The following is a 24,162-nucleotide window of genomic DNA, read 5'->3' on the forward strand; positions in this document are numbered from 1 at the left end:
CTTGCTGTGACGGCCTCGACGATGACGATCGTAGATGCTTTCAAGTCCTCGTTCATAATATCGCTTCTTAGTACGTCTGGCAGTTTCGGGGTGTATGCAGAGGTCTTTGGCAATATCTATCGTGGATTTGCCTATGCTGTACTGGTGTAAGATCAGCAGTCGTAGGCGGGCTCTGGGATTGCTCTCAGTTTTTGAGTATTTGCCAAAGTCGTGATCGTCTAGGGTATTTGTTAGTTTGGTCATAATTGAATTATACTATATATTTTGGGTTTGGTATAAGATTTTTAGAGCTGAGATCTTTTTAAATTTGAATGTTTTTAAGGTTGGTTGACTGTTTTTTTGAAGTTGAATGTCAAACAGACGCCTTACTTATGACAGTAGGCGTCTGTTTAATTAGAGGGTATATCGAACTGGGTTATATGTTTATTTTAGCTTGTCACGCATAAAAGCAATCATTTTGTCCCAGCTTTGCTTAGCAGCAGCTTCGTTGTAGCCTAAGTCAACACCATTTTCTGCGGCACGTTTGTCAGCATTCGGGTTGGTAAAACCGTGTTTGGCATTGTCATAAACATCAACCTCATAGTTGACTGCAGCCTTGTCCATTTCTTGTTTAAAGTTTTCGACATCTTGCATAGTTACCATGCTGTCATCACGACCATGAGCTACTAATACATCAGCAGTAAATTTACCCTTTTCGGCAGGTTGTTTTGGAGACAAGTTGCCGTGGAATGCTGCGACTGCTTTGACAGGCATACCTTCACGTGCCATATCTAATACAATTTTACCGCCAAAACAAAAACCAACTGCGCCCAAGCGATTGCCATCCACAGGCAACTGATCGGCAAAGTCATTTAAGATAGCTTGGCAACGACCCATTAATTTATCTTGGTCATCCAGCATCTGCGTCATCCATTCGTTGGCTTGGGCAGCATCTGTGGTTAGTTTGCCTTCACCATATATATCCATAGCGATGGCGGCAAACCCTGCTTTGGCAAGACGTTCGGTAACTTCTTTGGGGTGTTCGACCACGCCCCACCATTCTGGTGCGACTAAAATACCAGGTACGGCATCTTCGTCAGTGGCTGTTTCTGGTAATGCAACATAGCTGATAAGCTCCATGCCATAGTCTGCAGTGGTTTTGATTTCGTAGGTCTTGATACTCATGGTAATGTCCTTTTATATCCTTATTGATGTGTTAGTTTATGAGAGTCTGTTGAACATTTGCCATATGTGCTTAATAGTAATTTAGGTTAAAGAAAAATTTCATTTTTGTGCACCTGTTCTTACACAAAAAAAACAGGCTAAATTTTTCCTACGAAAATGACTGTCCAGCAGACCCTAATTGATTTATTATGAATCGTCAGCTTTTTTGCTAAGTACAAGATAACCATATCAAATACTTTTGTTAGTTTCGATTGAAGAAATGTGAACAGAGGCTACTAGAGGGCGCTGATTTATTAGTTATTGAAAGGGTCTGTATAGAATTTATTTATTCGTTCCGTAAATCAATTCTTAGAGTCTATACAGACCCTAGTTGGCTATTAAAACGATTTGATATTGATAAGCGCTGGCTTATCCATTAGTCTAGCGATCATTTGTATGTGCGTGTCAGGCATAGTGAATATGGTAAGTTGAGGGTAAAGTGGATAACGAGTTGATAAGACCTAAGTTTTGGCAGCAGTATCGCTTAGATGAGCTGACCACTGCGGAGTGGGAAGCGCTTTGTGATGGCTGTGGTGCCTGCTGTCTAGAGAAGTTTTTGGAGGATCCAGATGAGCCTTATGAGGTAGAATATACCGATGTGGCTTGTCAGTTATTAGACTGTGATACAGGGTACTGTTCTAACTATGACAATCGACATCTGTTTGTACCAGAGTGTATCTCTTTAACAGTAGATAAATTACAACATATGATGTGGTTGCCAGAAAGCTGTGCTTATAAGCGCTTATACTTAGGTCAGCGCTTACCAAAGTGGCATTTGTTAATCACACAAGATGCAGTGAAAACTGAGCAGGGAATGCGACAAGCGGGTGTTGGTGTAGCAGGGCGATGTATCAGTGAGTTACAGGTCAGTGAGGAAGATCTAGAGGAGCGTATTGTAAACTGGGTGCATGCCTAGCTCATACTGATTAACCAAAAAAGCCTGCTATCGTTTTGATAACAGACCTTTGAGATGAGTGCCGTAATGTTACTTAATTATCATTTAACTTATTAAATGCTACTTGATTTAAATGTGCATTAATGTGTGATTAGTTAATAATGTGTAATTAGTCAAATTTAAAGCTCTACCTAGTTAACAAATTCAGGATAGGCTTCTTGACCACATTCTGACAAGTCAGCACCTTCATATTCTTCTTCTTCTGATATACGTAGCCCGATGACAGCTTTGATGATTCCCCAAACGATAAGGCTTGCTACAAAGACCCAACCAAAGATAGTTGCTGCACCTATGAACTGACCAAGAAAGCTAGGGCTACCCTCACCAGTCGCTGTAATAGGAACAATCATCAAGCCATAGAAGCCAACAATACCATGTACCGAGATTGCACCAACAGGATCATCAATCTTCAACTTATCAAGAGCTAAGATTGAAAGCACAACGATAACACCAGCGACGATACCAAATACTGTAGATACAAAAGGTATTGGGGTGTCAGGGCTGGCAGTAATCGCCACAAGACCTGCTAATGCACCGTTAAGTAGCATGGTTAAGTCAGCTTTGCCAAAGATAATACGAGCAATAATTAAGGCTCCAATCGCACCACCAGCAGCAGCAGCATTGGTATTCATAAATACGATAGCAACAGAGTTTGCACTGGCAATATCACCAAGCTTTAATACTGAGCCACCGTTAAAGCCAAACCAGCCTAACCATAGAATAAATGTACCTAGAGCAGCTAATGGTAAGTTGGCACCTGGAATGGCACGAACTTCACCGTTTTTACCATATTTACCTTTACGTGCTCCCAGTAATAGTACGCCTGCTAATGCTGCGGCAGCACCAGCTAGATGCACAATACCAGATCCAGCAAAGTCTTTAAAGTTAAGATCAGCTAATGAGTAGAGCCCAAATACAGATTGACCACCCCATGTCCAGCTACCTTCCATCGGATAAATAAAGCCGGTCATCACCACAGCAAAGGCAAAGAATACCCAAAGCTTCATACGCTCAGCAACTGCACCCGATACAATAGACATACAAGTCGCTACGAAGACAACTTGGAAGAAGAAGTCTGAAGCCCCTGAATAGACGGATCCTCCATCAAAGCCGTTTTCAGCAGAGGTAGCTAAAGCATCAGCGACAAGATTATCGCCACCCATAATACCTTTTAAGAAGAAGCCACCATCATACATAAACTGGTAGCCACATATCATATACATGGTACAGGCAATGGCAAATAAGCCGATGTTTTTGGTTAAAATTTCTGTGGTATTTTTAGAGCGGACAAGTCCAGCTTCAAGCATAGCAAAGCCTGCCGCCATCCACATGACTAAAGCGCCACATATTAAGAAGTAAAAAGTGTCGAGTGCGTATTGTAGTTCAAAAATTTGGTTTTGCATGATGTTCCCCCTTGGAATTTAGTGCATATTGACTTGGCGTGTGCTCATCTAATCAGTGTTAAGTTCTTGATCTTAAACAATGAGTAATGAGGGCTATTGTTTGCGCTGAGCTATCTTTTCGTTAAGTAGCGGAGTGTTTTAGGTCTCGCTTTATAGGTTGATAGCAAGGTTAGATGCGCTTAAATAGCGTCAGGACCAGTTTCGCCAGTTCGGATACGAATGACCTGCTCAAGTGGGGAGATAAAAATTTTACCATCGCCAATTTTTCCTGTGCTGGCAATGCGGGTAATGGCTTCAATAGCAGGCTCTACCATTTCGTCAGTGACGGCCACTTCTACTTTTACTTTTGGTAAAAAGTCCACTACATATTCTGCACCACGATACAGCTCGGTGTGGCCTTTTTGACGACCAAAGCCTTTAACTTCTGTAACGGTAACGCCTTTTACACCGATTTCAGATAAGGCTTCACGCACATCATCTAATTTAAACGGCTTTAATACAGCGGTAATCAATTTCATAGGAAATCCTTATTAATGATTTTGATAGTTGTGTGAAAGTAAGTTGTTTGTGACTAAATAGCTGTCAACTTGGTTGTTACAAACTTAGCTGTTGGCATTTAGCCAGCTGAGCTGTTAATAGCACAGACTATTTGTCTCTTGTGATGACATTGTTTCAAGAATTGTGCCAATTAAAAATGAAGGGGGAGGACATTTTTAAGGCAAAAATGCATCAAAGTAGTGCAAATTACAGATGGTGCACCAAAATAGAATGCACCATATCGAGCAATAACGGAATTATTATAACTAAGTTTGTTGTAAGAGGGTTAGCCAATGGTTAGTTAATTTGTGAAGTAATAATTAGGGTTGTGGTCATTAATGGAGGTTATGTGATTACTGATTAGCTATAATGGTTACTTTAATTTTCTATTAAATAACAACATCATAATCGTCAATACTCATAATCTACAATTACAATAGTAGTAGCTGTGTTAGATTGTAGTGAGTATGTATATTAAGACAGTAAAACCCCATTGGTTGGTGTAGGCATTAATTAGGGAGGAGATAATGTGTCTATAGATTCTCAAGACAGACAGTCACCACCAGCAGTGATTAAAAAGGATTATATTTCTTGGTTTATCTTTGGCCTCATGGCCAGTGTCACTTTTGTTGGCATTCTATCAGAGCTGGTGCCGTCTGGCATCTTACCTCAAATGACCGAAGGTTTAGGCATTGAAGAAACCCAAGTTGGTTTTTTGGTTGGAGTGTATGCGCTAGCTTCAGCCATATTTGCTATTCCGTTAATTAGTATGACGCTCTCGGTCAATCGCAAAACCTTATTGCTACTGTTACTGGGTGGCTTTGCACTATCGAATATTATTGTGGGATTAACCAGTTCCTACTACCTGATTGTTGCGATGCGCATACTTGGTGGTATCTGTGCTGGTATTATGTGGCCGATGATTGCCGCTTATGGTGCAGCGCTGGTAACAGATGACTTACAAGGGAGAGCGATCACCATTATTATGGCAGGCAACACCTTTGGCGTAAGCTTAGGACTGCCCTTTATGACTTATATCGGTACCCATGTCGGATGGCGCATAGAGTTTATGTTGCTTGGGGCTTTAGGTGTGTTGATTGCACTGTTAGCTGCTAAGTTTTTGCCAGCGGTACCTGGGGAGAAGCTGACGCATAGCAATTCGCCAACCGCTATTTTAAAGATACCACAAGTTTGGATTGTGTTAATTCTGACCTTTTTGTCGGTTGTTGCTCATTATAGCACCTATACCTATATTACGTTATTGGTAGATACCATCAGCTTTAGCGGTGGCATTAGTCTGGCCTTGCTTATATTTGGTATAGGCTCGGTAATCTCTGTTGTATTATCAGCACGTGTTATTGATACACATCTACGTGGATTAATTGTCTCAATGCTACTAGCAGGTGCGATTGCAATGGCGATATTTACTTTGTTTGGTGGCACGAGCGGCTTATCTCACCTTGCTTTTTTCTTATGGGGATTGTCATTTGGGCCGCTAGTCACTATGTGGCAGACTGCCGTTAGTAAGCAAGTAACGGAAGCTAAGGCAGTAGCCACATCAGTGCAGTCAAGCGTGTTTAACTTCTCAATTATGATTGCCACATGGATAGCTGGATTAATTTTAGTACACATGCCAAAGACAGGTGCTATGGGCATTGTATATTTGTCAATTCTTTGTTTTATCCCTGCCATCATACTGTCGTATATGGCTAAGCGGACTTTGAAATCTTAATTTTTAACTATGAACTATGAACTGTTAACTCTTAACTATCACTGTTGATAGGTAGTGATTAGCAGCGGCTAAAGCGACTGAAAAACACATGGAAATGGAGTTTATAATGAAAAAATTTATTAACGCAACTATTTACCGCAATGACAATGCGGATCAGATTTTGGTCAATGATCAAGGTGAGATTGAAGCCATAGGTCGTCATTTGCCAGAAGCTACGGAAGAGATAGATCTAAAAGGCAGGCTGGTAGTGCCACCTTATGTTGATGCACATTTGCACTTAGATTATGTATATACAGGTCGTAATGAAGGCGCAACCAATGATACAGGTACCTTGTTTGAAGGTATTGCCCGTTGGCATGATGTCAAAAAACATCAGACTCTAGAAGATGCTAAAGAGCGTGCTTTAAAGGGAATTAAAGAAGAAGTATCAAAAGGTGTACAGTTTATCCGTACCCATATTGATGTTTGTGACCCTAATTTGACGGGTCTTAAAGCCATGCTAGAAGTACGCGAGCGACTCAAAGATAAGGTAACGATTCAGATTGTCGCTTTTCCGCAAGAGGGCATGTATGCCTATCAAGGCGGTGATGAAATGGTTGAAGAAGCGCTGAAGATGGGTGCAGATTGTGTTGGCGGTATTCCACACTTTGAATGGGCTTATGAGTTTGGTCAAGACTCGGTGCGTAAAGCAGTCGAGCTGGCAGTCAAATATGATAAGCTAATCGATATTCATTGTGATGAAACCGATGACCCAATGAGTCGCCATGTTCAGTTGCTTAATGCGTTGGTGATGATTGAAGGCATAGGTACTCGTACCGCGGCCAGTCATACGTGCTCGTTTGGTTCAGCGGATGATGCTTATGCCTTCCGTATGATGAGTCTATTTAAGCAATCAGGTATGAACTTTATTTCATTGCCAACTGAAAATGCTTATCTGCAAGGTCGCCAAGATACTTATCCAAAGCGCCGTGGTCTGACTCGAGTCAAAGAGTTTTGGGAAAGTGGAATTAATGTCTGCTTTGGGCAAGACTCTATCAATGACCCATGGTATCCTGCGGGAAATGGCAACCTAATGAACATCTTAGATAACGGTATTCACTTAGCTCAGACCATGTCTTTTGAGCAACTTGATACTTGTCTTGATCTTATCACCTTTAACGGTGCCAAAACTTTAAATGTTGAAGAACAGTATGGTTTAGAAAAAGGTAAGCCAGCCAACTTCTTGGTGCTTGATGCTGACACACCGTTTGAAGCGGTGCGTCAACGTGCAGATGTGCTAGCATCAATTCGTCATGGTCAGTATTTGTTTAAAAAGCCTGAACCAAGTTATGAAATTGAGCTAGACTTGTAAGTTAAGCGAATTTTCTCAATGATTGTGAGAGTCACATTCACAATAAAACAGCTTTGCTTAGTCAAAGCTGTTTTTTATTTAAAGCGATTTTTATTTTTTTGTAGCTCGTCTTTTGTTAGGCAGTTGTGCGGTTACATCTGTGGATAAAGCTACATACGCGGATAAAGTAAATAAGGTGTGCGACTCGTTTTTAATAGCTTACGTGTATTACTACCATGTAACAGCTCATGCAGGCGTGACTCACCAAAGGCACCAGTAATGAGCAAGTCCAGCTCGTGTTGCTGTTGATAAAAAGTTAAGGTCGCAGTGACATCACGGCCTTCTAGCAACTCTTTTTTGCAGTCAATACCAACTTGTTTTAGACGAGCATAGGCTTCCCTTAATGCATCCTTATTGCGCTCATTGTCTTCACCGACCATGACCACATGTAAGCTTAGATTGCGAATAAGAGAACTGCTACATAGCCAGTCTAATAGCGCCAAACTAGTTGGGCGATTGTTAAAAGCAAATAGCGCCGTTTTTGGAGTATGAAAGACTTCATGCGTGACCAAGATGGGGCAACGACTGGCTCGTACTAGTTGTGATAAGGTATCTTTACAGGTGACTTGATGACCAATGACAATTATTTGTGCACTGTTATCGACATAATCTAAGCTTTCCGCTAAAGACGCATGGCGATGCAGGGTATATATCTGATGTTGATAACGCCCTTGATGCTGTTGGCAGTAGCTTTCTGCCTGCTTTAATAGTAAGCGTCCTTGATCTCGTAGTTTGCTATTGCTATCTTTTTCTTCTTGTGCCAATTGATTTAATAAGGTGTCACCATCGTCACCAATGAGGCAACCTGAATAATCGACCGCTGACTTGTGATACACGCTTGGTGCTGCATGTAGAAGACCTATGGGAGCTCGTAGTGCTTTTGCTGCCCATAAGCTGCCATTAAGTACAGCGTGCACATAATCAGGAAAATCAAGGCAGGCTATCACACTATCTGGTCGTAAGTTACTCATAATAAGTTACTCATAAATAATACTCAACGTCTTAATAGGTTAATATCTTAATACAGGTATAGTCGCAGTCAGATATTTGAGGTACAAGGCAACCGAGCGTAAGTACTACAAATGTAGGCTTAGCGTGGTTAACGCCGTACCTCTTTTATATGACTATAACTATATATAGACTTGCTAAGTGTCACTGACTAGAGGCTGTTTTTTACATAATTAATCAAGCATACCAATATCACGGCGGTCATGTACCGAGAATTTATCAATAAGGGTGCGACTGGCACTATTTAGTCCAATTACTTTAACATTTATCCCTTCGCGCTGAAAACGCAGCACCAGTTTGTCTAAGATATCAACGGCAGTCACATCCCAAAAGTGGGCATGAGTCACATCAATAACCACATTGCTCAGTGCTTCTTTGGTATCAAAACTGTCTAAGAAAAAAGTAGTTGAGCTAAAGAATACTTGCCCGTGCACATAATAATAACGGGTATCAGATTGCTCGTCATACTCACTATTAATACTTAAAAACTGACTAATTTTGTTTGCAAAAAATAGTGCTGATAGTAACACACCGACCAATACGCCATATGCCAAGTTATGAGTAAAGACAGTGGTAATGACAGTGGCCAGCATCACCACGTTAAATGACATTGGATGTGTTTTAAACTCACGTAGTGATTCCCAGTTAAAGGTACCAATAGAGACCATAATCATCACAGCTACCAATGCAGCCATAGGGATTTGACTAACCCAATCACTCAAAAACACTACCAGAATCAGTAATACAGCACCAGCAATGAAGGTCGATAGACGCGTACGACCACCAGACTTCACGTTAATTACAGACTGACCAATCATGGCACAACCAGCCATACCACCAAAAAACCCAGACACCAGGTTTGCAATACCTTGACCACGACACTCACGGTTTTTATCACTTAGCGTATCGGTTAAATCATCAACAATAGTTGCTGTCATCATCGATTCTAATAGACCGACAACCGCTAAGGCAGCGGAGTAAGGAGCGATGATTAACAAGGTTTCTAGGTTTAATGGGATATCAGGTAATAAAAAGACAGGCAAGGTATCAGGAAGCTCTCCCATATCGCCGACATTACGGATATCAATACCCAAATACAAGGCAACTGCAGTTAATCCTACAATACAAATTAGCGGTGAAGGGATGACCTTACCGATCTTAGGAATTAATGGAAAACCATAAATAATGGCAAGTCCAGCAGCTGTCATGATATATACTGGTAATCCAATCCTATCAGCGCCTTCAGGATTGAGGGCAGGGATAAGCTCGGGTAACTGCGCCATAAAAATCAGAATAGCTAACGCATTAACAAAGCCAATGACCACTGAACGGGAAACGAAGCGCATCAGATTGCCAAGCTTAAAGACCCCCATAATAAACTGTATGACACCACACAATAAGGTAGCTGCCAATAAGTATTGCAGTCCATGATCAGCGACCAAAGTGACCATGACCAATGCCATAGCACCAGTTGCTGCTGAGATCATAGCAGGACGACCGCCGACAAAGCTGATCACCACGGCGATACAAAAGGAAGCATAAAGCCCTACTTTAGGATCAACACCAGCAATAATAGAAAAAGCAATGGCTTCAGGAATTAGTGCTAAAGCGACTACCAATCCAGAGAGTACGTCACCACGCACATTGGAAAACCACTCATCGCGTATTGTATTTACAGAAGGTAGTATCATATTTAGGTTTTAACTTATTCGTTGGGTTGGATATTAACAGGTTATTGATGGCTACCTGCTGTTTTGATGCTTTTCAAATAACTTAATGCTATTGATATAACTAGAATTAAGCGTTTTATTTGATTTTGATTGATAGTATTTGGTTTGAGTTGAAATTAATAGCACAACATGAGAAAAATTCTAAGTATTGCTAGATATAACTACTGATCATGATATAACTACTGATCATAAAGTTATGACAACAACTATGACAACGATAACGACAATACATCCTCTAATTATATTAGCAGGTAAGACGCTTTTAATAATATGTGCAATTTAGTGTTATTAATTTACGGCCAATAAGGCTAGGGTCATGATAGAATAACAAAGGTTATTACTGCCCAATCACTATTTTAGCATTATTTGCCTTTAAGTTTTACACTGGTGCTTAAAAAACAGCAGCATCATACCATAATAAATAGAGAATGAAAGATAAATAGAGAACGAAAGGTTAAGCGTCCTGACCAAAGTTGAATGTAGATTCATATCCACTACAATACCAAGTCTAACTGCCATGTCAATGCCACTTACTATGACAGATATAACATCAGATACCACTATGCCTCAAACCAAGCCACCAAAAGCTATGACAACAAATACTATATTATCAAATACTATATTATCAAATACGACATTACCGAATACTACTGCATCAGATATGACAACAGAGGCCTTTATCCAAAAAGGAGGCGGCTTACAAGTCGTCATTGGCTTGGGGCAGTCTGGACTTGCCACAGCCAACTATTTGGCACGCCGAGGTTATCGAGTTGCAGTTACTGATGCCAATGTTGCACCAAATTTGGCAGAGCAACTAGAGCCAAATGTTGATATTAGATCCTTTGGAGCGGTCGATGCAGATCTACTATTAAGCGCAGATCGTATTATTATCAGTCCAGGGGTTGCACTAACGACACCAGCGGTGAAGCAGGCTCAACAGGCGGGTATTGCTATTGTCAGTGATATCCAACTATTTAAAGAAGCGTGTCAAGCACCTATTGTTGCTATTACAGGCTCCAATGCCAAAAGTACAGTAACTACTTTGGTGGGACAAATGGCAAAGAATGCGGGGATAAAGGTGGGTGTGGGTGGTAATATAGGCGTGCCTGCTTTAAGCTTATTAGAGGATGGGCTGCTTGGTGATAAGATGCAGCTAGCTGTGCTGGAGCTTTCTAGTTTTCAATTAGAAACCATTAGCAGTCTTGGTGCTAAAGTAGCGACAGTATTAAATATGTCGCCAGACCACCTAGATCGTCATGGCGATATGCTCAGTTATCATCAAGCCAAACACCGAATTTTTCAAGGCGCTCACTCTATTGTCATTAATCGAGATGATGCCTTATCACGCCCATTAGTGGCTGATGATATGCCATGCCTAAGTGTGGGATCTAATGCTCCAGATTTGGATAACTATGGTCTGATTACTGAAGGAGATGGTCAGATTTATTTGGCCAAGGGTGCTCAAAAGCTGATTAATGCTGATGAATTAAAAATAAAAGGTAAGCATAATTTGCTCAATGCCTTATCAGCATTAGCACTGGGCGAGCTGGCGGGCATTCCACTAGAGAGTATGCTAAAAACATTACAAGAGTTTGCAGGACTGCCACACCGCTGTCAGTTTGTGGATAATGTAGCAGGCGTAGATTACTTCAATGATTCTAAAGGCACCAATGTTGGATCTACACTGGCTGCCATTTTGGGATTGGGTTCTGTTTATGAGCATCGTAGTGATCGTAGGAATAAGTTGCTGCTTATTTTAGGTGGACAAGGAAAAGGGCAACAGTTTGGTGAGTTGGCACCCTTGATTAATAAATATGTTAGCCAGCTTTTGTTAATAGGCGAAGATGCTAATATTATTGCCACGCATTTACAGCAAGCACAGATTAGCGATGAAGTTGGCATCCATCATTGTCAGACACTAGAGCAGGCGATGCAAAAGGTACAATCGTTAACGACCAATAGTTTGTCACAAGTGGCTGCGGTTTTATTATCGCCTGCTTGTGCCAGCTTAGATCAGTATCCCAATTACAACAAGCGGGGTGAGCACTTCTGCCAGTTAGTGACACAGCTTGCTAGTGATAAGTAAATACTGTAAGTAAATATTAAGCTCATTTTATTATCCCATTTTTTATTTTTATTACTCATCTACATCGTTTATAAGTACAGTTGAATCCCTATGGCAAAAGATACGTCTAAGGCATCTGCCTTTGCAACAAATACAGCAACATCACGCAAACGTGATTATTTTAGTATGTTTTCAGTACCAACCGCTGGGGGCGTGCTGATTACTAGCGTAAGCTGTTTATTGGTGTTGAGCCTTATCATGGTCGCCTCCGCCTCTATTCCTTTTGCTAATATGCATGATCTTCCACAGCTGACATATTTTAAAAATCAGTTTTTGTATATGATTATTGGTCTAGCTGTGGGTTTTATTGTCTATAAAACCCCCTTATCTTGGTTTTATGACATGTTGTTTCTGGTACTGTCTTTGGCCGCAGTCTTATTACTACTAATATTAACCTTGGCAATTGGCAATGAAATTAATGGCGCAAAACGTTGGATACAGTTAGGGCCGTTTAATTTTCAAGTAGCCGAGCTCGCTAAGCTGGTGATGGTATTATTTACCGCCGACTTTGTGGTACGGCGCGCTAATGAGGTACGTCAAGGTATAGGTGGCATCATTCGCTTAGGGATTACTGTCGGTGTTTTGATTTGGTTAATCATGTCACAGCCAGACTTTGGATCAGCGGTTATCTTAAGTGGGGTCATTTTATCTATTTTCTTTGTGGCAGGTGCTTCTTGGGCACAGATTTCGATTTTGGTCGTCTTGGGTGCAATCGGTGGTGTTTATGCGATTTTATTCCAAGAATATCGGCTGATACGTTTTGCATCATTTTGGGATCCGTTTGATGATATCCAAGGTTCAGATTACCAGTTGGCGCGTAGTTTGATTGCCTTTGGTCGTGGTGAGGTTACGGGTGTCGGCTATGGTGAAAGTGTGCAAAAGTTAGCGCATTTACCAGAGGCACATACCGATTTCTTATTGGCTATTACTGGTGAAGAGCTAGGTTTGGTTGGGGTGCTGACAGTCTTGTTTTTAGAAGCAGTAGTGGTGATATGCACCATGAGAATTAGTTACAATGCGCTGCGTAATAATCAAATGCGTTTAAGTTACACCGCTTTTGGTATAGGTGTTATTTTTATTGGTCAAATTGTAATTAATGCGGGTATGAATATGGGCGTTATGCCTACTAAGGGTCTGACTTTACCCTTCTTTAGTTATGGTGGATCTTCAATGCTGATGTGTTTAATTATGGTTGGATTGTTATTAAATATTCAAAAAACCAGCCCCAAGATAGCTCCTATTCGTTGCCGTCATTATTAACAAAATAGCATAAGTATAATGTTTTTTTGAGTAGATTATGCCTTGCCAAGGACGCTATGATGTTGTAATGGTACATTTGACCACTGCTGTATAGCTTGTTGTAACATAACCTCTGGGGTATCGAGTTCAACTTTGGGTTGCTTTAATAGTGCTAATGCTTGTTGAATTAGCAGCTGGCATTTTTTGGTAGTTGAAGTATCAATCGGAGTGGCTAAGTTTTGTTTGGATAGCTTTTGTCCAAACTGATTTTCGACCAAAGGTAAGTGATACCAATGTTCAACAACTGGTATTTTTAAATAGGACATTATACTGATTTGCGCCACAGTCAACGGCAAAATATCCAAGCCTCGCATTACATGAGTGATCCCTTGCAAGCCATCATCTATACTGGCAGCCAAAAAGTAATTGATAGTGCCATCAGCACGGCGCAGTACTACATCGCCTAGGCTTTGTTGCGGATTTGCCCACTGCATACCTTGGATACCATCCAAAAAACCAATACTATAATTAGGTAGCTGTACTCTAACTTTACGCTGGTTAAATGTGAGCTTGCGCTGCTGATAGGCTTCATCTGACATTAGCATAGCTTGGGTTTGAGTGTTGGGAGTTGGGCGACAAGTACCAGGATAAATATCATATTGTGCCAGTTGCTTACGTGAGCAACGGCAGCCATATAAGCGATTGGATAAGCCTGCATATAGTAGCTCATTATAGAGGGACTGACGCTGTGACTGATAGCTGACCTCTTGGTCCCAGTGAAGGCCAAGGTGTTCAAGATCTTGTAGGATTTGAGCGCTAAATTCTGGACGACAGCGCTCAAGATCGGTATCTTCGATACGTACTAGCCAACTGCCTCGCAGTGACTTGATATGACAGTAGCTAGCAACGGCTGTGGTTAGTGAGCCTAGGTGTAACTGCCCTGTGGGGGAGGGTGCAAAACGTCCCAAAGTTGACCTATGGCTGGTATTTGCTTGTGCACCAGTACAAGGAACACTAGATCGTTTTGTGCGAGCTATTGGCATAGGCAGTAATTATCATTTGGTCTAGTAGTCTGCTGGCTGAGACACTTAAACTATAACTTATATCAATACCTATTCTGAAAAACAAACTATCTTTTTCAAACTTGCTAAACCTACTATTTATAGCGTTTGCACTCGTTTTCCTCGATATTTTAATTTTCAGATTTGGTATAAGACATTTAAGCCATAATCAAACAAAACAAGTTTAAATGCGCCTAGACTTTAGACTTGTTTTGTATTCAAGGTTATGAGTGTTTCCAAGGTTATGAGTGTCCCCAGTTTTGACGTTCCTTAATTTCAGACAACGTCTTGCAGTCAATACACTGAGTGGCAGTTGGTCGTGCTTCTAAACGGCGTAAACCGATGTCAACGCCACAGGTTTCACAAAAACCATAATCACCTGTACTGATATCCGCTAATGATTTATCAATTTTGCGAATCAGTTTGCGTTCACGATCTCTAGTGCGTAGCTCTAAAGCAAACTCTTCTTCTTGTGTTGCTCTGTCATTAGTATCCGACAAAGAAGTAGATTCATCTTTAATGTAGCTTTTAGAGCGATCTGCATCGCCTGCCAGTTGTAGCTTCCATGCTTTCAAGATATTCTCAAAGTGTTTAAGCTGGGCATCTGACATGTATTCTTCGTCTGCTTTCGCTTCGTAAGGCTTAAAGATTAAGTCGTCAGTAGCAGTTTGACTCATGACAGTTTCCTATATCCATTTATTAGGGGCTGAAACAAAATAATTGACTCTTATACCATAATTTATTTTATTTGACTAGGGTCAATATATAAATATTGATCGGTATGTATCAAGATGAGGAGCTAATCACCTAGTTAGAAAGATAAAATTGTGGGCATAATCAGTAAGTTACTAGGGATATGCCCTAGGGTCTTCATGTTTTTATTCAGCGATACGAGTGACCCAAGTGTCAATCTCTCCTTCTGCGGTGAGTGTCAACCAACGATACCCTGGTTTTGCTTCGGTATCGAGGCCAAACTCATCTTGATTGGGTTGAAATTGATAGCTAGTTGACGGTGTTGCATAGACTGCTACACCTTGTTTACTACTCTCAAAATTCTGATGTACATGTCCAGTTAACACCGCTTTAACCTGTGGAAATTGTTTTATTAATGCCCAAAAGTCGCTCGAATCTTGAGTAATGTGGGCGTTAATCCAAGCAGAGCTCATTGGAAGTAGGTGATGATGCATGGCAATCATGACAGGGTTATGACAGTTTGCGAGAGTTTGGCGTAACCATTGCAAGTTTTTGTTACCAAGGCTGCCATATACCTTGCCTGGCACACTGCTATCTAGTAATAGCAATTGCCAATTATTAAGTGCGATGCGGTGACGAGACAGAAGGCGAGGGTCGGCGTTATGAGCAACAAATTGGCGCTGTTCAAAGCTCATTCCGTTATCGATTTCATCTGTCACATCGTGATTACCAGCAAGACAGGCAAAAGGAATCCCTGTCTGTTGCAACAATGCAAACACTCTGTCGTAGATTATGGTATCAACTTCGTTAACTAAGTCGCCAGTTAGTAAGATAAGGTCACAGCGTCTGTCTTCATTCAGTGCTTGATTAAGGCAGGCAACAAAGCTTTGGTGATTATTGATACCAGATGTGGTAGTGCTGGTATCAAGATACAAATGTAAGTCTGTCAGTTGTAGAATGTTGATATTGCCATCGTCAGTATTAATAAATGTTGGAGGCTGAAAAACATCTAGGTTAGAAGTCATAGTTTTATTATCATTAGCTTTATTGTTATTGATATCAGTAAGCATAGCTACTTTTTAATTGCGCAGGTTAAGTGTGGAGGATAAGAAAAGTGCAGTGGGTCAGAGTAGAGGTTGTGGTTATAAGTTTGACCTACACTCGCGATACAATAAAAGATGCAAAAAAAGCACAAGCGAGTCCCAACACAATAGCTAAGCCAGTCTGAATGTCTAGCAGTACACTGCCCCAAACCCCACCAGTGACGGCCAATTGTGCCAGAATAATGGCAATAATAACCATTTGTTTAGGTGAATGTGCAAACAATCTAGCGGTTAGAGCAGGTAAGATCAACAAACCACTAATGAGCAGGCTACCCACTGCTTGCAAGGCCAACGCACAAAAGCCAGCCAACACTCCCATAAAAAATAGACGTTGACGAGTAGCATTAATACCAGATACCAAGGCTAGATCACGATGACTGGCTAAGATAACTTGAGAGCGCCAAATAGAAGTCAGCACCACAATTCCGATGCCAACACAAGCTGCCAGTATCGGTAAATCATCCCAACCTACTTCTAATAAATTACCAAATAAATAGCTAAGAACATTTGATTGTAGCTGAGTTAAGTGAGTAAGTGTTAGTAGCCCCAAACACAGCAAGGTAACGGACACCACTGCCAATAGCGCATCATTAGGTAAGCGCTCATCTTCCAGCCAGATTAAGCCGAGTACTACCAAGATACTGACCAAAGCGATACCGGCAGAAAATGGCAATTGCCATAAAGCGGCTAAGGCAACTCCGAATAAGGTGCCGTGCGCCAAAGCATCTGCAAAAAATGCCATGCGTCGCCATAAGACAAGACAGCCTAAGGGGGCAGATAGCAGTGCCAAAAGGCTGCCTGCAATCCATGCTGGAGCAATGATATTAAGCCATTCTGTTAGCATAAACAATGGGTTCCAAAGTCAGGGTGTTCTAGGTAAGGGTATTCAAAGTAAGGGTAGTTTGTTGCATTAGGTGGCCTGCGCTTTATCACATAAGATTAAGCCAATAATCCGCCTAGGGCACGTCTTTAAGTCGTATAATTATTCTTAAATAGATTGAAAATGCCCTAGAAAAACTAAATCTTGGCATACAGCCTTTGCTCATCATTAACAATTTAATGTAGGTGTGGATCAAGGTGTTGACAATGATGTGGCTGATGAATGTACGGTTGCACATATTGATGTCCAAATAGCTTTTGAAACTCTTGTGATGTACCAATAGTACTAGGCTGACCTTCACAGCAAATATGTTTATTTAAACAAATTACTCGGCGACTGCCACGCATTACCCAATGCAAATCATGAGAAACTACCACCATAGCGCATTGCAAAAAATCAGGTAGATCATCAATAAATTCGTAGAGCCAACGCTCACTTTCAGGATCAAGTCCTTGCATTGGCTCATCTAGTATTAATAAATTTGGTTTTGCCAAAAAAGAGCGGGCCAACAGCACTCGTTGAGTTTCGCCGCCAGATAAATGAATAACCTGCTTTGCTAACAAAGGTGAAATCGACAGGTATTGATATAAAAAATCGAGCTCATCAGTGCTAAGCCTGCTTTTAGTTTGTGCTAATAAATCCTGTACTCGCAGTGGCAAGATTGGTGGAATGCTAAACTTTTGTGGCACATAGCCGACTTTTAGATCTGGATGACAGCTAATCCTACCAGACGTAGGAGAGATAAGTCCCAACATCAACTTCATTAATGTAGATTTTCCAGCACCATTAGGGCCAATAACACTGATTTTTTCATTGGGCATAATTTTCAAGTTAATATTGGTTAACAGTACTTTTTGTGGTGTGCTGGCATCTGACGTATAACTATGTTTGGTGTGGCTTTTATGTTGCCCGTTCTTTTGCTGTGCAGAGCGTGCGCCAGAGAGCCAGTTAACTCTTGAACACCAAGTATGACGACCTACATTACTATGACCACTAACCTGATAACCAATAGAGTCTAGGGTCATTAAAGGTGTTGTCTGTAATTGAGACAGATGTTTAGATTTGGAGTTAGACTGGGACAGAGGGCTAGTGGGTGCCTGCTGTTTTTGGATGTTTACTGGTCTGGATGCGCTCATATTATGGCTCATAGGGTAGTTTATATTGTGTTTATACTGATACATTGGTGTAACTTGGTAAGCAGCTATCACATAAGCCCTTTAATTCCATGACACTTTGTTGTACTTGAAAGCCAACTTGATGTTTGACGTAGTCAACAATCTGTTGTACTGGTAACCCACTAAATTCTTGTACTCGTTGACAGGCATCACATAACAAAAAAACTGCGTTATGCGCATCACGGGGATGGCAGCAGGGGACAAAGGCATTTATCGAGGTTAGCTGATGGATAAAGCCAAACTCTAATAAAAACTCTAAAGTGCGATAAATAGTTGGTGGTGCTACCATTTTAGCTTTTTCGCCTTGTTGTTTTGCACGCTTATCTTGTAAACTCTGAATCAAATCATAGGCACCTAACGGTTTATCTGCTTGTAAAATAAGCTGATATACGGCTTTTCTTAGTGGTGTAAAGCGGGCACCCTTTAAGCCACACAACTTTTCTGCGGCTAATAGACGTTGCCTGACCTCTTGATCTGAGAAGGCCTGTACATCATGTAAATGAGGCCCTGAGTGGTTGTCGCAAGCTGCATCGTGTATATCTGGCTGGGTTATTGACACAGTCATCACCTACCTCCTTTGAATTTTATGTTAAGCCTTTAGGGCTCAAGCCATAGCCAAGCTAGGCCAAAAGTTGTGATTGAGAGAATTATTCAATCGGTTAACCTAAAATGACTTAATTTTATATGAGTTATAGTATAACATATCTAGTAAATACTCCCTAATTATCACTTTATCTGACACATCGTATTTATTAATACAAAATATATTGATAAAAAGAGGCCCATATGTTGGTATCAAAACTGAAAAAAAATAAACTTAATAAAGTTAAAAAAAGTCTCTGCATCGCTTTATTAAGTATAGCACCAGTACTATCCGCCACTTACCATAGCGCGCAAGCGGTAGAAACGACCACCACCACAAGCAGCAGTTTAGCCAAAAAAGTAAAACCTAAGTCTTGGCGTCATATTAGTATCGATGCTTTGCCAGACAGTATTCGTAATAAGACACAAGTTGCAGTGAGCAACTATCCTTTATTCTTATTAAGTCAGGCAGTGACAAAAGGTGCTCCGTCAGCAAAATTACTGCTAGAACCAGGTGATGTCGGGCATCACGGCAGTTTAAGTCCAGGCGATATGAAGACGGTAAAAGACAGTCGTTATGTGGTGTGGTTTGGCAATGAGCTTGAGTCCAACTTGGTCAAGTCTGTGGGTGGCAGTGTCAATAGCATCAGCTTATTTGAATTAAACGCCTTTTATCGTGAGCCGCTGCGCGATGTTAAGGGTGTGCCAATCAAAGACACCTTAGACCCTCATATCTGGCTTAATCCAGAAAATGCCAAAGCCATTACCAGAGCGTTAGGTGCCATCTTCAGTCGAGCCAATCCAGAATATAAAGAGGTTTATGCTGCTAACGTTCGTGAGTTTGCCAAGCAGATGGATGAGGCGGTTCGTCAAGCACAGTTAAAGTCGAGCACAGCGCAGCCTTATTGGGCTTATCATGATGCGTTTCACTATATCGAGCCCACATTAAAGCTAAATATGGTTGGTGCCTTGACGATAGATCATCACCTGCCACCAAAAGCGAGCCAGTTTCATTGGTTAATACAAAACCGACCACAACCAAAGATGTGTATATTATTGCAGGCAGACAGCAATCAAGGTGTACTTAGTAAGTTAAAACCAGTGACTAGTAGCGTACAGCAAGAAGATATGAGTAGTGCAAACGACTTTATATCAGGCTGGCGAGAATTAAGCGAAGATATAAACCAATGTATTGGGCGAGTATAATGTCATTTACGGAATGAATTAGAATTAATAGTAGAAGGGTCTTTGTCAGGCATGGGGCTTGATTTGAATTATAAAAAATAAACAGAGCATAAATAAGATAAGCAGACAAGTAATAATAAATACAAGCGCTAAGTCTCTGTATATTAAGAAAGGTGGCTTAGCGCTTTTGTAATAACTTACTTTTAATAACCTGCTTTTAATAACTTACTTTTAATAAACTACAAGGGCAATATGTTTGTAACTTTTACACCCCATTGTTTATGATTGGTTAATACAAACAATTGATTGAATAGTAAAATTACAAAAATATCTACAAAGTAGTTAGGTAAAAAATAAGGTAACACCTTGATTACACATGGATATATAAAAACCGTTTGACAAATATATACTTTTCTCTTGCTTTACTAGAGGACCATATCTATAATGGTTGCGTTTTGTGACACAGACTTAGCTATGGTTACTCATTCAAATACGCCATTACGTGCGTCGCAACGAAAAGACTTGCAGCGACAGAAGCTAAAACGACAAGTTCGGCTTAGTTCAACAATGTTACTGTGTATCATTCTGATAACTTGGTTAATCGATGCGAGCGTATTAAATAGCAAGCTGTTAATTACCCAAGGCATAACACTTGGTGCTTTTATTAACTGGCTAGCACAATCAATTTTTGCTGGGCTAGTTTTTCGTTATACAGGCGCACAGGCAAAGCACAGCATAGTTGGCCAAATGTATCTTGGTCAAATTATTAAATGGGTGGTGGTAATTTCAGGGTTTGGACTGGTGTTTTTCGCCATTAAACCTATTTCTGCCGGCGCTGTTATTTTTGGTTTTATTGCCATGCAGATGGGTCACTTTATTAGTTTATGGAAGTTTCGATAAGTTTACTATTGATGGGCTGTTAATAATAAAGCGCTACTTTAATAAGCCGAGAGTGATGAGATGGGCGATTAAGGCAAACTAATATGTAAACGCAACAGTCATAAACTATATATAAAGTTATAAAAGACATATAAAGTTATAAAAGAAGTAAGAAATTTAATGTAAATACGCTAGCATCGAATAAGTACAATGTGAGCCATCAACGTACAGCTCTAACATAATACAATCATAGTAATACATAGCTATACAAAGCATTTAACAAAAATACAGAGTATATAAATAAGGCTCACTTTAATTAAAAAAAGCCAGTATTAGCTAAAATGAATATGATTTATAGCTATTCAATGGTGGTCGAAAAAAACAGTCAGTATCACTATGATAAACATGAGTATAAACCATGATAACTCTGTATAAATAGTGTATGATATATATACGTTTTTTATATGACTACCGAATCTATAAACAAGGTTTATAACAAATTCAGTAAGATTGAACTTAAGAACTAAACAAATTCTTTACACTTTTAACAACCTGCATTAATATAGAGGTTGGTTTTTTAAGCGCCAAATTTATTTAGCAAAGTGTAGGCTTTTAAGAGTAAATATTTTTTGCTAAATAAATTTATGGTTAACACAAACTTATAAGAAGCTTAGATTATGGCAGCTGAAATATCCTCGTCTGATTATATTGCACACCATTTAACTAACTGGACCTTTGGTTATCATCCTGAGTTAGGCTGGAAGGTTGCCCATACAGCTCAAGAAGCTAGTGACATGGGTTTTATGGCCATTCATTTGGACTCTATGCTTTGGTCAGTTGGGCTTGGTGTTATTTTTTGTGCTTTATTCTGGTTTGTTGCTAAACGTGCAACTTCTGGAGTGCCTGGAAAGCTACAAGCAGCAATCGAAATGATTGTAGAGTTCGTTGATACCAACGTACGCGATTCATACAATGGTACATCGAAGCTTATTGCACCTTTAGCATTGACAATTTTTGTGTGGATATTTTTGATGAACTTGATGGATTTAATGCCCATCGACTATATTCCAGTATTAGCACAAAAAATTGGTGCGGCGATGGGACATGATCCCCACCATGTATATTTTAAGATAGTATCGACAACAGATCCAAATATCACTTTGGGAATGTCATTTTCGGTATTTTTCTTAATTATTGGTTTTAGCATTAAAGAAAAAGGGCTAGGTGGCTTTATCGGTGAGCTAACCATGCATCCTTTTAGTGCTTCAAATCCAATTGCAAAAGTTTTATTATTCCCAGTTAACTTGATTTTAGAGTCAGTTACTTTAATTGCAAAACCAGTGTCACTTGGCTTACGTTTGTTTGGTAACATGTATGCAGGCGAATTGGTTTTCGTATTGATTGCCTTATTGCCATTCTGGATTCAGTGGGCATTATCGGTACCTTGGGCAATATTCCATATTTTAATTATTACACTTCAAGCGTTCATCTTTATGATGCTAACGATAATCTACTTATCGCTTGCATCACAAACTGAACATTAATTTAGTTAGATTTTTTTAATCAATCAACAGGTAAATGAGGATACATCAATGGATCCAGTATTAGCGACATTAAATGGTCAGACTGTTATTGCAGTTGCAATACTTATTGGCGCAGGTGCACTAGCTACCGGCATTGGCTTCGCTCTATTAGGCGGAAAATTCCTAGAAAGTGTTGCACGTCAGCCAGAGCTTGGCTCACAGTTGCAAACTCGTATGTTTATTGTTGCCGGTCTACTTGATGCGGTACCAATGATTGGTGTTGGTATTGCGATGTTGTTATTATTCGCTAACCCTCTTGGAGCTTAATTAAACATCAGTTAAGCCTGTTGACCATTCGATGTTTCAATAGATAGTACTTGATGTTTCAATTGATAGTACTAGATGTTTAAATAGATGGTACTTGATGCCGAATGGTCAATGAAACTGATTTTTATTAATAAAGAGGTGATCGTGTGAATATTAATCTAACCCTTATCGGTCAGTCCATAGCCTTTGCAATATTTGTTTTATTTTGCATGAAGTTTGTATGGCCTTTCTTATCAGGCGCAATTGATGAACGTCAGAAAAAAATTGCTGAAGGTCTGAATGCGGCGGAAAAGGCAAAAGAAGACTTAGCAAGTGCAGAGCAATCGGCTGAGCAAGAACTTGCAACTGCAAAAGTAAAAGCTGCCGCACTTATTGAACAAGCTAATAAAAGTGCAAATCAGCTTATTGAAGAAGCAAAAGCGCAGGCACAAGTTGAAGGCGAACGTATACGCCAGCAAGCACGTGAATCGATAGATCTTGAGATCAATCAAGCACGTGAAAGCTTACGCACTCAAGTATCAGAGCTTGCAGTACTAGGCGCAGAGCAGATACTAAAAGAAAAAATTGATTCGCAAAAGCATGCCAGTATGCTGGAGGAGTTAGCAGCTAAGCTTTAGTTGATAGTTGCTAATTTTTTAGAGTAACGAATGATGTTGCTATATGGCTTTAATATGGCAAAATGAAAAATCAACTGCCAGTCAATCATAATTTTTCAATTAATCGATGCTCAATTTTTGTTATCTGGTTTGTTAAAATAAGTTTTTCAAAAAAGTGGCTAAGAGGACATAATGGCTGAATTATCTACACTAGCGAGACCCTATGCTAAAGCAGCATTTGACTATGCCCATGAAAACTCGGTCATCGGTGAGTGGGAAGATTTCTTGCTTATCGCAAGTAGCGTGGTTAGTGATTCTGCCTTCGAGCATATGTTAGACAACCCAGCTATTACGGCCCAGCAAAAAGCAAAAGCACTTGTCAGCATTTACGATGAACAAGTTACCTCAACTGAAGCAACTGCGCTTAAGTCATTGCTTTTTAGTGCTCAAGGTCATAATAGAGGCGGACAGGCTAACGATCCACTGCCGGCGGCTTCTACTCAAATTCAAAATTTTGTGCATCAATTAGCCGAGCAAGAGCGTTTAAGCTTACTACCTCAGGTTTATGAGCAATTTCGCTTGTATCGTGCAGAAGCACTCAAGCAAATTGATGCATATGTGACGTCTGCATATCCGCTACAAGAAGCTCAGCGTAACTTGTTAAAGCTAAGATTAGAAAAGAACTTTAACGCATCTGTAATCCTTCATGAGGATGTAGATCCTAGTTTAATAGCGGGTGCTACTATAAAAATTGGCGATAAGCTTATTGATGACTCGGTGCGTGGTAAATTAAAACAGTTAAAAACACAGCTAACTGCTTAACGCATATTTAATTA

General features: G+C 40.3%; 23 protein-coding genes. 11 read left to right on the forward strand and 12 right to left on the reverse strand.

Features of this window, described 5'->3' with window-relative positions; translation table 11 throughout:
* On the reverse strand, positions 1 to 243 hold a 243-nt coding region (locus tag H140_RS15375; protein WP_156819059.1), incomplete at its 3' end, for a helix-turn-helix domain-containing protein.
* 180 nt (positions 244 to 423) lie between these two features.
* Complete coding sequence (locus tag H140_RS0102780; RefSeq protein ID WP_019672133.1) at positions 424 to 1,164, reverse strand: dienelactone hydrolase family protein; 741 nt, start codon at positions 1,162 to 1,164, stop codon at positions 424 to 426.
* A 478-nt stretch (positions 1,165 to 1,642) separates the two neighbouring features.
* Here H140_RS0102780 and H140_RS0102785 point away from each other — a divergent pair, with 478 nt between their 5' ends.
* Positions 1,643 to 2,119 carry a YcgN family cysteine cluster protein gene (locus H140_RS0102785; RefSeq protein ID WP_019672134.1) on the forward strand — a complete coding sequence of 159 codons (477 nt, stop codon included), beginning with the start codon at positions 1,643 to 1,645 and terminating at the stop codon, positions 2,117 to 2,119.
* 170 nt (positions 2,120 to 2,289) lie between these two features.
* Here H140_RS0102785 and H140_RS0102790 read toward each other — a convergent pair whose 3' ends face one another.
* Both H140_RS0102790 and H140_RS0102795 read right to left on the reverse strand, forming a co-directional pair.
* The gene (locus H140_RS0102790) at positions 2,290 to 3,561 is read right to left on the reverse strand and encodes an ammonium transporter (protein WP_019672135.1); all 1,272 of its coding nucleotides are present in this window, start codon (positions 3,559 to 3,561) and stop codon (positions 2,290 to 2,292) included.
* Positions 3,562 to 3,740: 179 nt separating this feature from the next.
* Complete coding sequence (locus H140_RS0102795; RefSeq protein WP_007394533.1) at positions 3,741 to 4,079, reverse strand: P-II family nitrogen regulator; 339 nt, start codon at positions 4,077 to 4,079, stop codon at positions 3,741 to 3,743.
* 548 nt (positions 4,080 to 4,627) lie between these two features.
* On the opposite strand from H140_RS0102795, the gene H140_RS0102800 reads away from it, so the two are divergent.
* Positions 4,628 to 5,830 carry an MFS transporter gene (locus H140_RS0102800; protein WP_019672136.1) on the forward strand — a complete coding sequence of 401 codons (1,203 nt, stop codon included), beginning with the start codon at positions 4,628 to 4,630 and terminating at the stop codon, positions 5,828 to 5,830.
* 106 nt (positions 5,831 to 5,936) lie between these two features.
* Positions 5,937 to 7,181 (forward strand): amidohydrolase family protein, encoded by a 1,245-nt coding sequence (locus H140_RS0102805; RefSeq protein ID WP_019672137.1) that lies wholly within the window; start codon positions 5,937 to 5,939, stop codon positions 7,179 to 7,181.
* A 149-nt stretch (positions 7,182 to 7,330) separates the two neighbouring features.
* On the opposite strand, the gene H140_RS0102810 is transcribed toward H140_RS0102805, so the two are convergent.
* Positions 7,331 to 8,191, reverse strand: a complete 861-nt coding sequence (locus H140_RS0102810; RefSeq protein WP_019672138.1) for a universal stress protein — start codon at positions 8,189 to 8,191, stop codon at positions 7,331 to 7,333.
* A 210-nt stretch (positions 8,192 to 8,401) separates the two neighbouring features.
* Positions 8,402 to 9,919 carry a SulP family inorganic anion transporter gene (locus tag H140_RS0102815; protein WP_019672139.1) on the reverse strand — a complete coding sequence of 506 codons (1,518 nt, stop codon included), beginning with the start codon at positions 9,917 to 9,919 and terminating at the stop codon, positions 8,402 to 8,404.
* A 700-nt stretch (positions 9,920 to 10,619) separates the two neighbouring features.
* Between H140_RS0102815 and murD the strand changes: the two genes are divergently transcribed.
* Both murD and ftsW read left to right on the forward strand, forming a co-directional pair.
* Positions 10,620 to 12,044, forward strand: a complete 1,425-nt coding sequence (murD, locus tag H140_RS0102820; RefSeq protein WP_026348782.1) for a UDP-N-acetylmuramoyl-L-alanine--D-glutamate ligase — start codon at positions 10,620 to 10,622, stop codon at positions 12,042 to 12,044.
* A 90-nt stretch (positions 12,045 to 12,134) separates the two neighbouring features.
* Entirely contained in the window at positions 12,135 to 13,343 is a 1,209-nt protein-coding gene (gene ftsW, locus H140_RS0102825; RefSeq protein ID WP_019672141.1) for a putative lipid II flippase FtsW, read from the forward strand.
* A gap of 35 nt (positions 13,344 to 13,378) precedes the next feature.
* Here ftsW and gluQRS read toward each other — a convergent pair whose 3' ends face one another.
* From gluQRS to H140_RS0102855, 6 genes are all read right to left on the reverse strand, one after another.
* On the reverse strand, positions 13,379 to 14,365 hold the full coding sequence (gene gluQRS / locus H140_RS0102830; protein ID WP_019672142.1) for a tRNA glutamyl-Q(34) synthetase GluQRS: 987 nt from the start codon (positions 14,363 to 14,365) through the stop codon (positions 13,379 to 13,381).
* Positions 14,366 to 14,625: 260 nt separating this feature from the next.
* Positions 14,626 to 15,060 carry an RNA polymerase-binding protein DksA gene (gene dksA, locus H140_RS0102835; RefSeq protein ID WP_019672143.1) on the reverse strand — a complete coding sequence of 145 codons (435 nt, stop codon included), beginning with the start codon at positions 15,058 to 15,060 and terminating at the stop codon, positions 14,626 to 14,628.
* A 201-nt stretch (positions 15,061 to 15,261) separates the two neighbouring features.
* The gene (locus tag H140_RS0102840; protein WP_026348785.1) at positions 15,262 to 16,101 is read right to left on the reverse strand and encodes a metallophosphoesterase; all 840 of its coding nucleotides are present in this window, start codon (positions 16,099 to 16,101) and stop codon (positions 15,262 to 15,264) included.
* A 130-nt stretch (positions 16,102 to 16,231) separates the two neighbouring features.
* Positions 16,232 to 17,023, reverse strand: a complete 792-nt coding sequence (locus tag H140_RS0102845) for a metal ABC transporter permease (RefSeq protein WP_019672145.1) — start codon at positions 17,021 to 17,023, stop codon at positions 16,232 to 16,234.
* Positions 17,024 to 17,235: 212 nt separating this feature from the next.
* Positions 17,236 to 18,084, reverse strand: coding sequence for a metal ABC transporter ATP-binding protein (locus tag H140_RS13745; protein ID WP_083932656.1), 849 nt, complete (start codon positions 18,082 to 18,084; stop codon positions 17,236 to 17,238).
* Between the two features lie 142 nt (positions 18,085 to 18,226).
* The gene (locus tag H140_RS0102855) at positions 18,227 to 18,799 is read right to left on the reverse strand and encodes a transcriptional repressor (RefSeq protein ID WP_019672147.1); all 573 of its coding nucleotides are present in this window, start codon (positions 18,797 to 18,799) and stop codon (positions 18,227 to 18,229) included.
* Positions 18,800 to 19,020: 221 nt separating this feature from the next.
* Here H140_RS0102855 and H140_RS0102860 point away from each other — a divergent pair, with 221 nt between their 5' ends.
* From H140_RS0102860 to H140_RS0102885, 6 genes are all read left to right on the forward strand, one after another.
* The gene (locus tag H140_RS0102860; protein ID WP_019672148.1) at positions 19,021 to 20,022 is read left to right on the forward strand and encodes a metal ABC transporter substrate-binding protein; all 1,002 of its coding nucleotides are present in this window, start codon (positions 19,021 to 19,023) and stop codon (positions 20,020 to 20,022) included.
* A 453-nt stretch (positions 20,023 to 20,475) separates the two neighbouring features.
* On the forward strand, positions 20,476 to 20,901 hold the full coding sequence (locus H140_RS0102865; protein ID WP_227672890.1) for an ATP synthase subunit I: 426 nt from the start codon (positions 20,476 to 20,478) through the stop codon (positions 20,899 to 20,901).
* 656 nt (positions 20,902 to 21,557) lie between these two features.
* Positions 21,558 to 22,424 (forward strand): F0F1 ATP synthase subunit A, encoded by an 867-nt coding sequence (gene atpB / locus H140_RS0102870; RefSeq protein WP_019672150.1) that lies wholly within the window; start codon positions 21,558 to 21,560, stop codon positions 22,422 to 22,424.
* Between the two features lie 48 nt (positions 22,425 to 22,472).
* Entirely contained in the window at positions 22,473 to 22,730 is a 258-nt protein-coding gene (gene atpE, locus H140_RS0102875) for a F0F1 ATP synthase subunit C (protein ID WP_019672151.1), read from the forward strand.
* 146 nt (positions 22,731 to 22,876) lie between these two features.
* The gene (locus tag H140_RS0102880; protein ID WP_019672152.1) at positions 22,877 to 23,347 is read left to right on the forward strand and encodes a F0F1 ATP synthase subunit B; all 471 of its coding nucleotides are present in this window, start codon (positions 22,877 to 22,879) and stop codon (positions 23,345 to 23,347) included.
* Positions 23,348 to 23,518: 171 nt separating this feature from the next.
* Positions 23,519 to 24,148, forward strand: coding sequence for a F0F1 ATP synthase subunit delta (locus tag H140_RS0102885; protein WP_019672153.1), 630 nt, complete (start codon positions 23,519 to 23,521; stop codon positions 24,146 to 24,148).
* Positions 24,149 to 24,162: the final 14 nt, after the last annotated feature.

The organism is Psychrobacter lutiphocae DSM 21542 (assembly GCF_000382145.1).
Classification (GTDB): domain Bacteria; phylum Pseudomonadota; class Gammaproteobacteria; order Pseudomonadales; family Moraxellaceae; genus Psychrobacter; species Psychrobacter lutiphocae.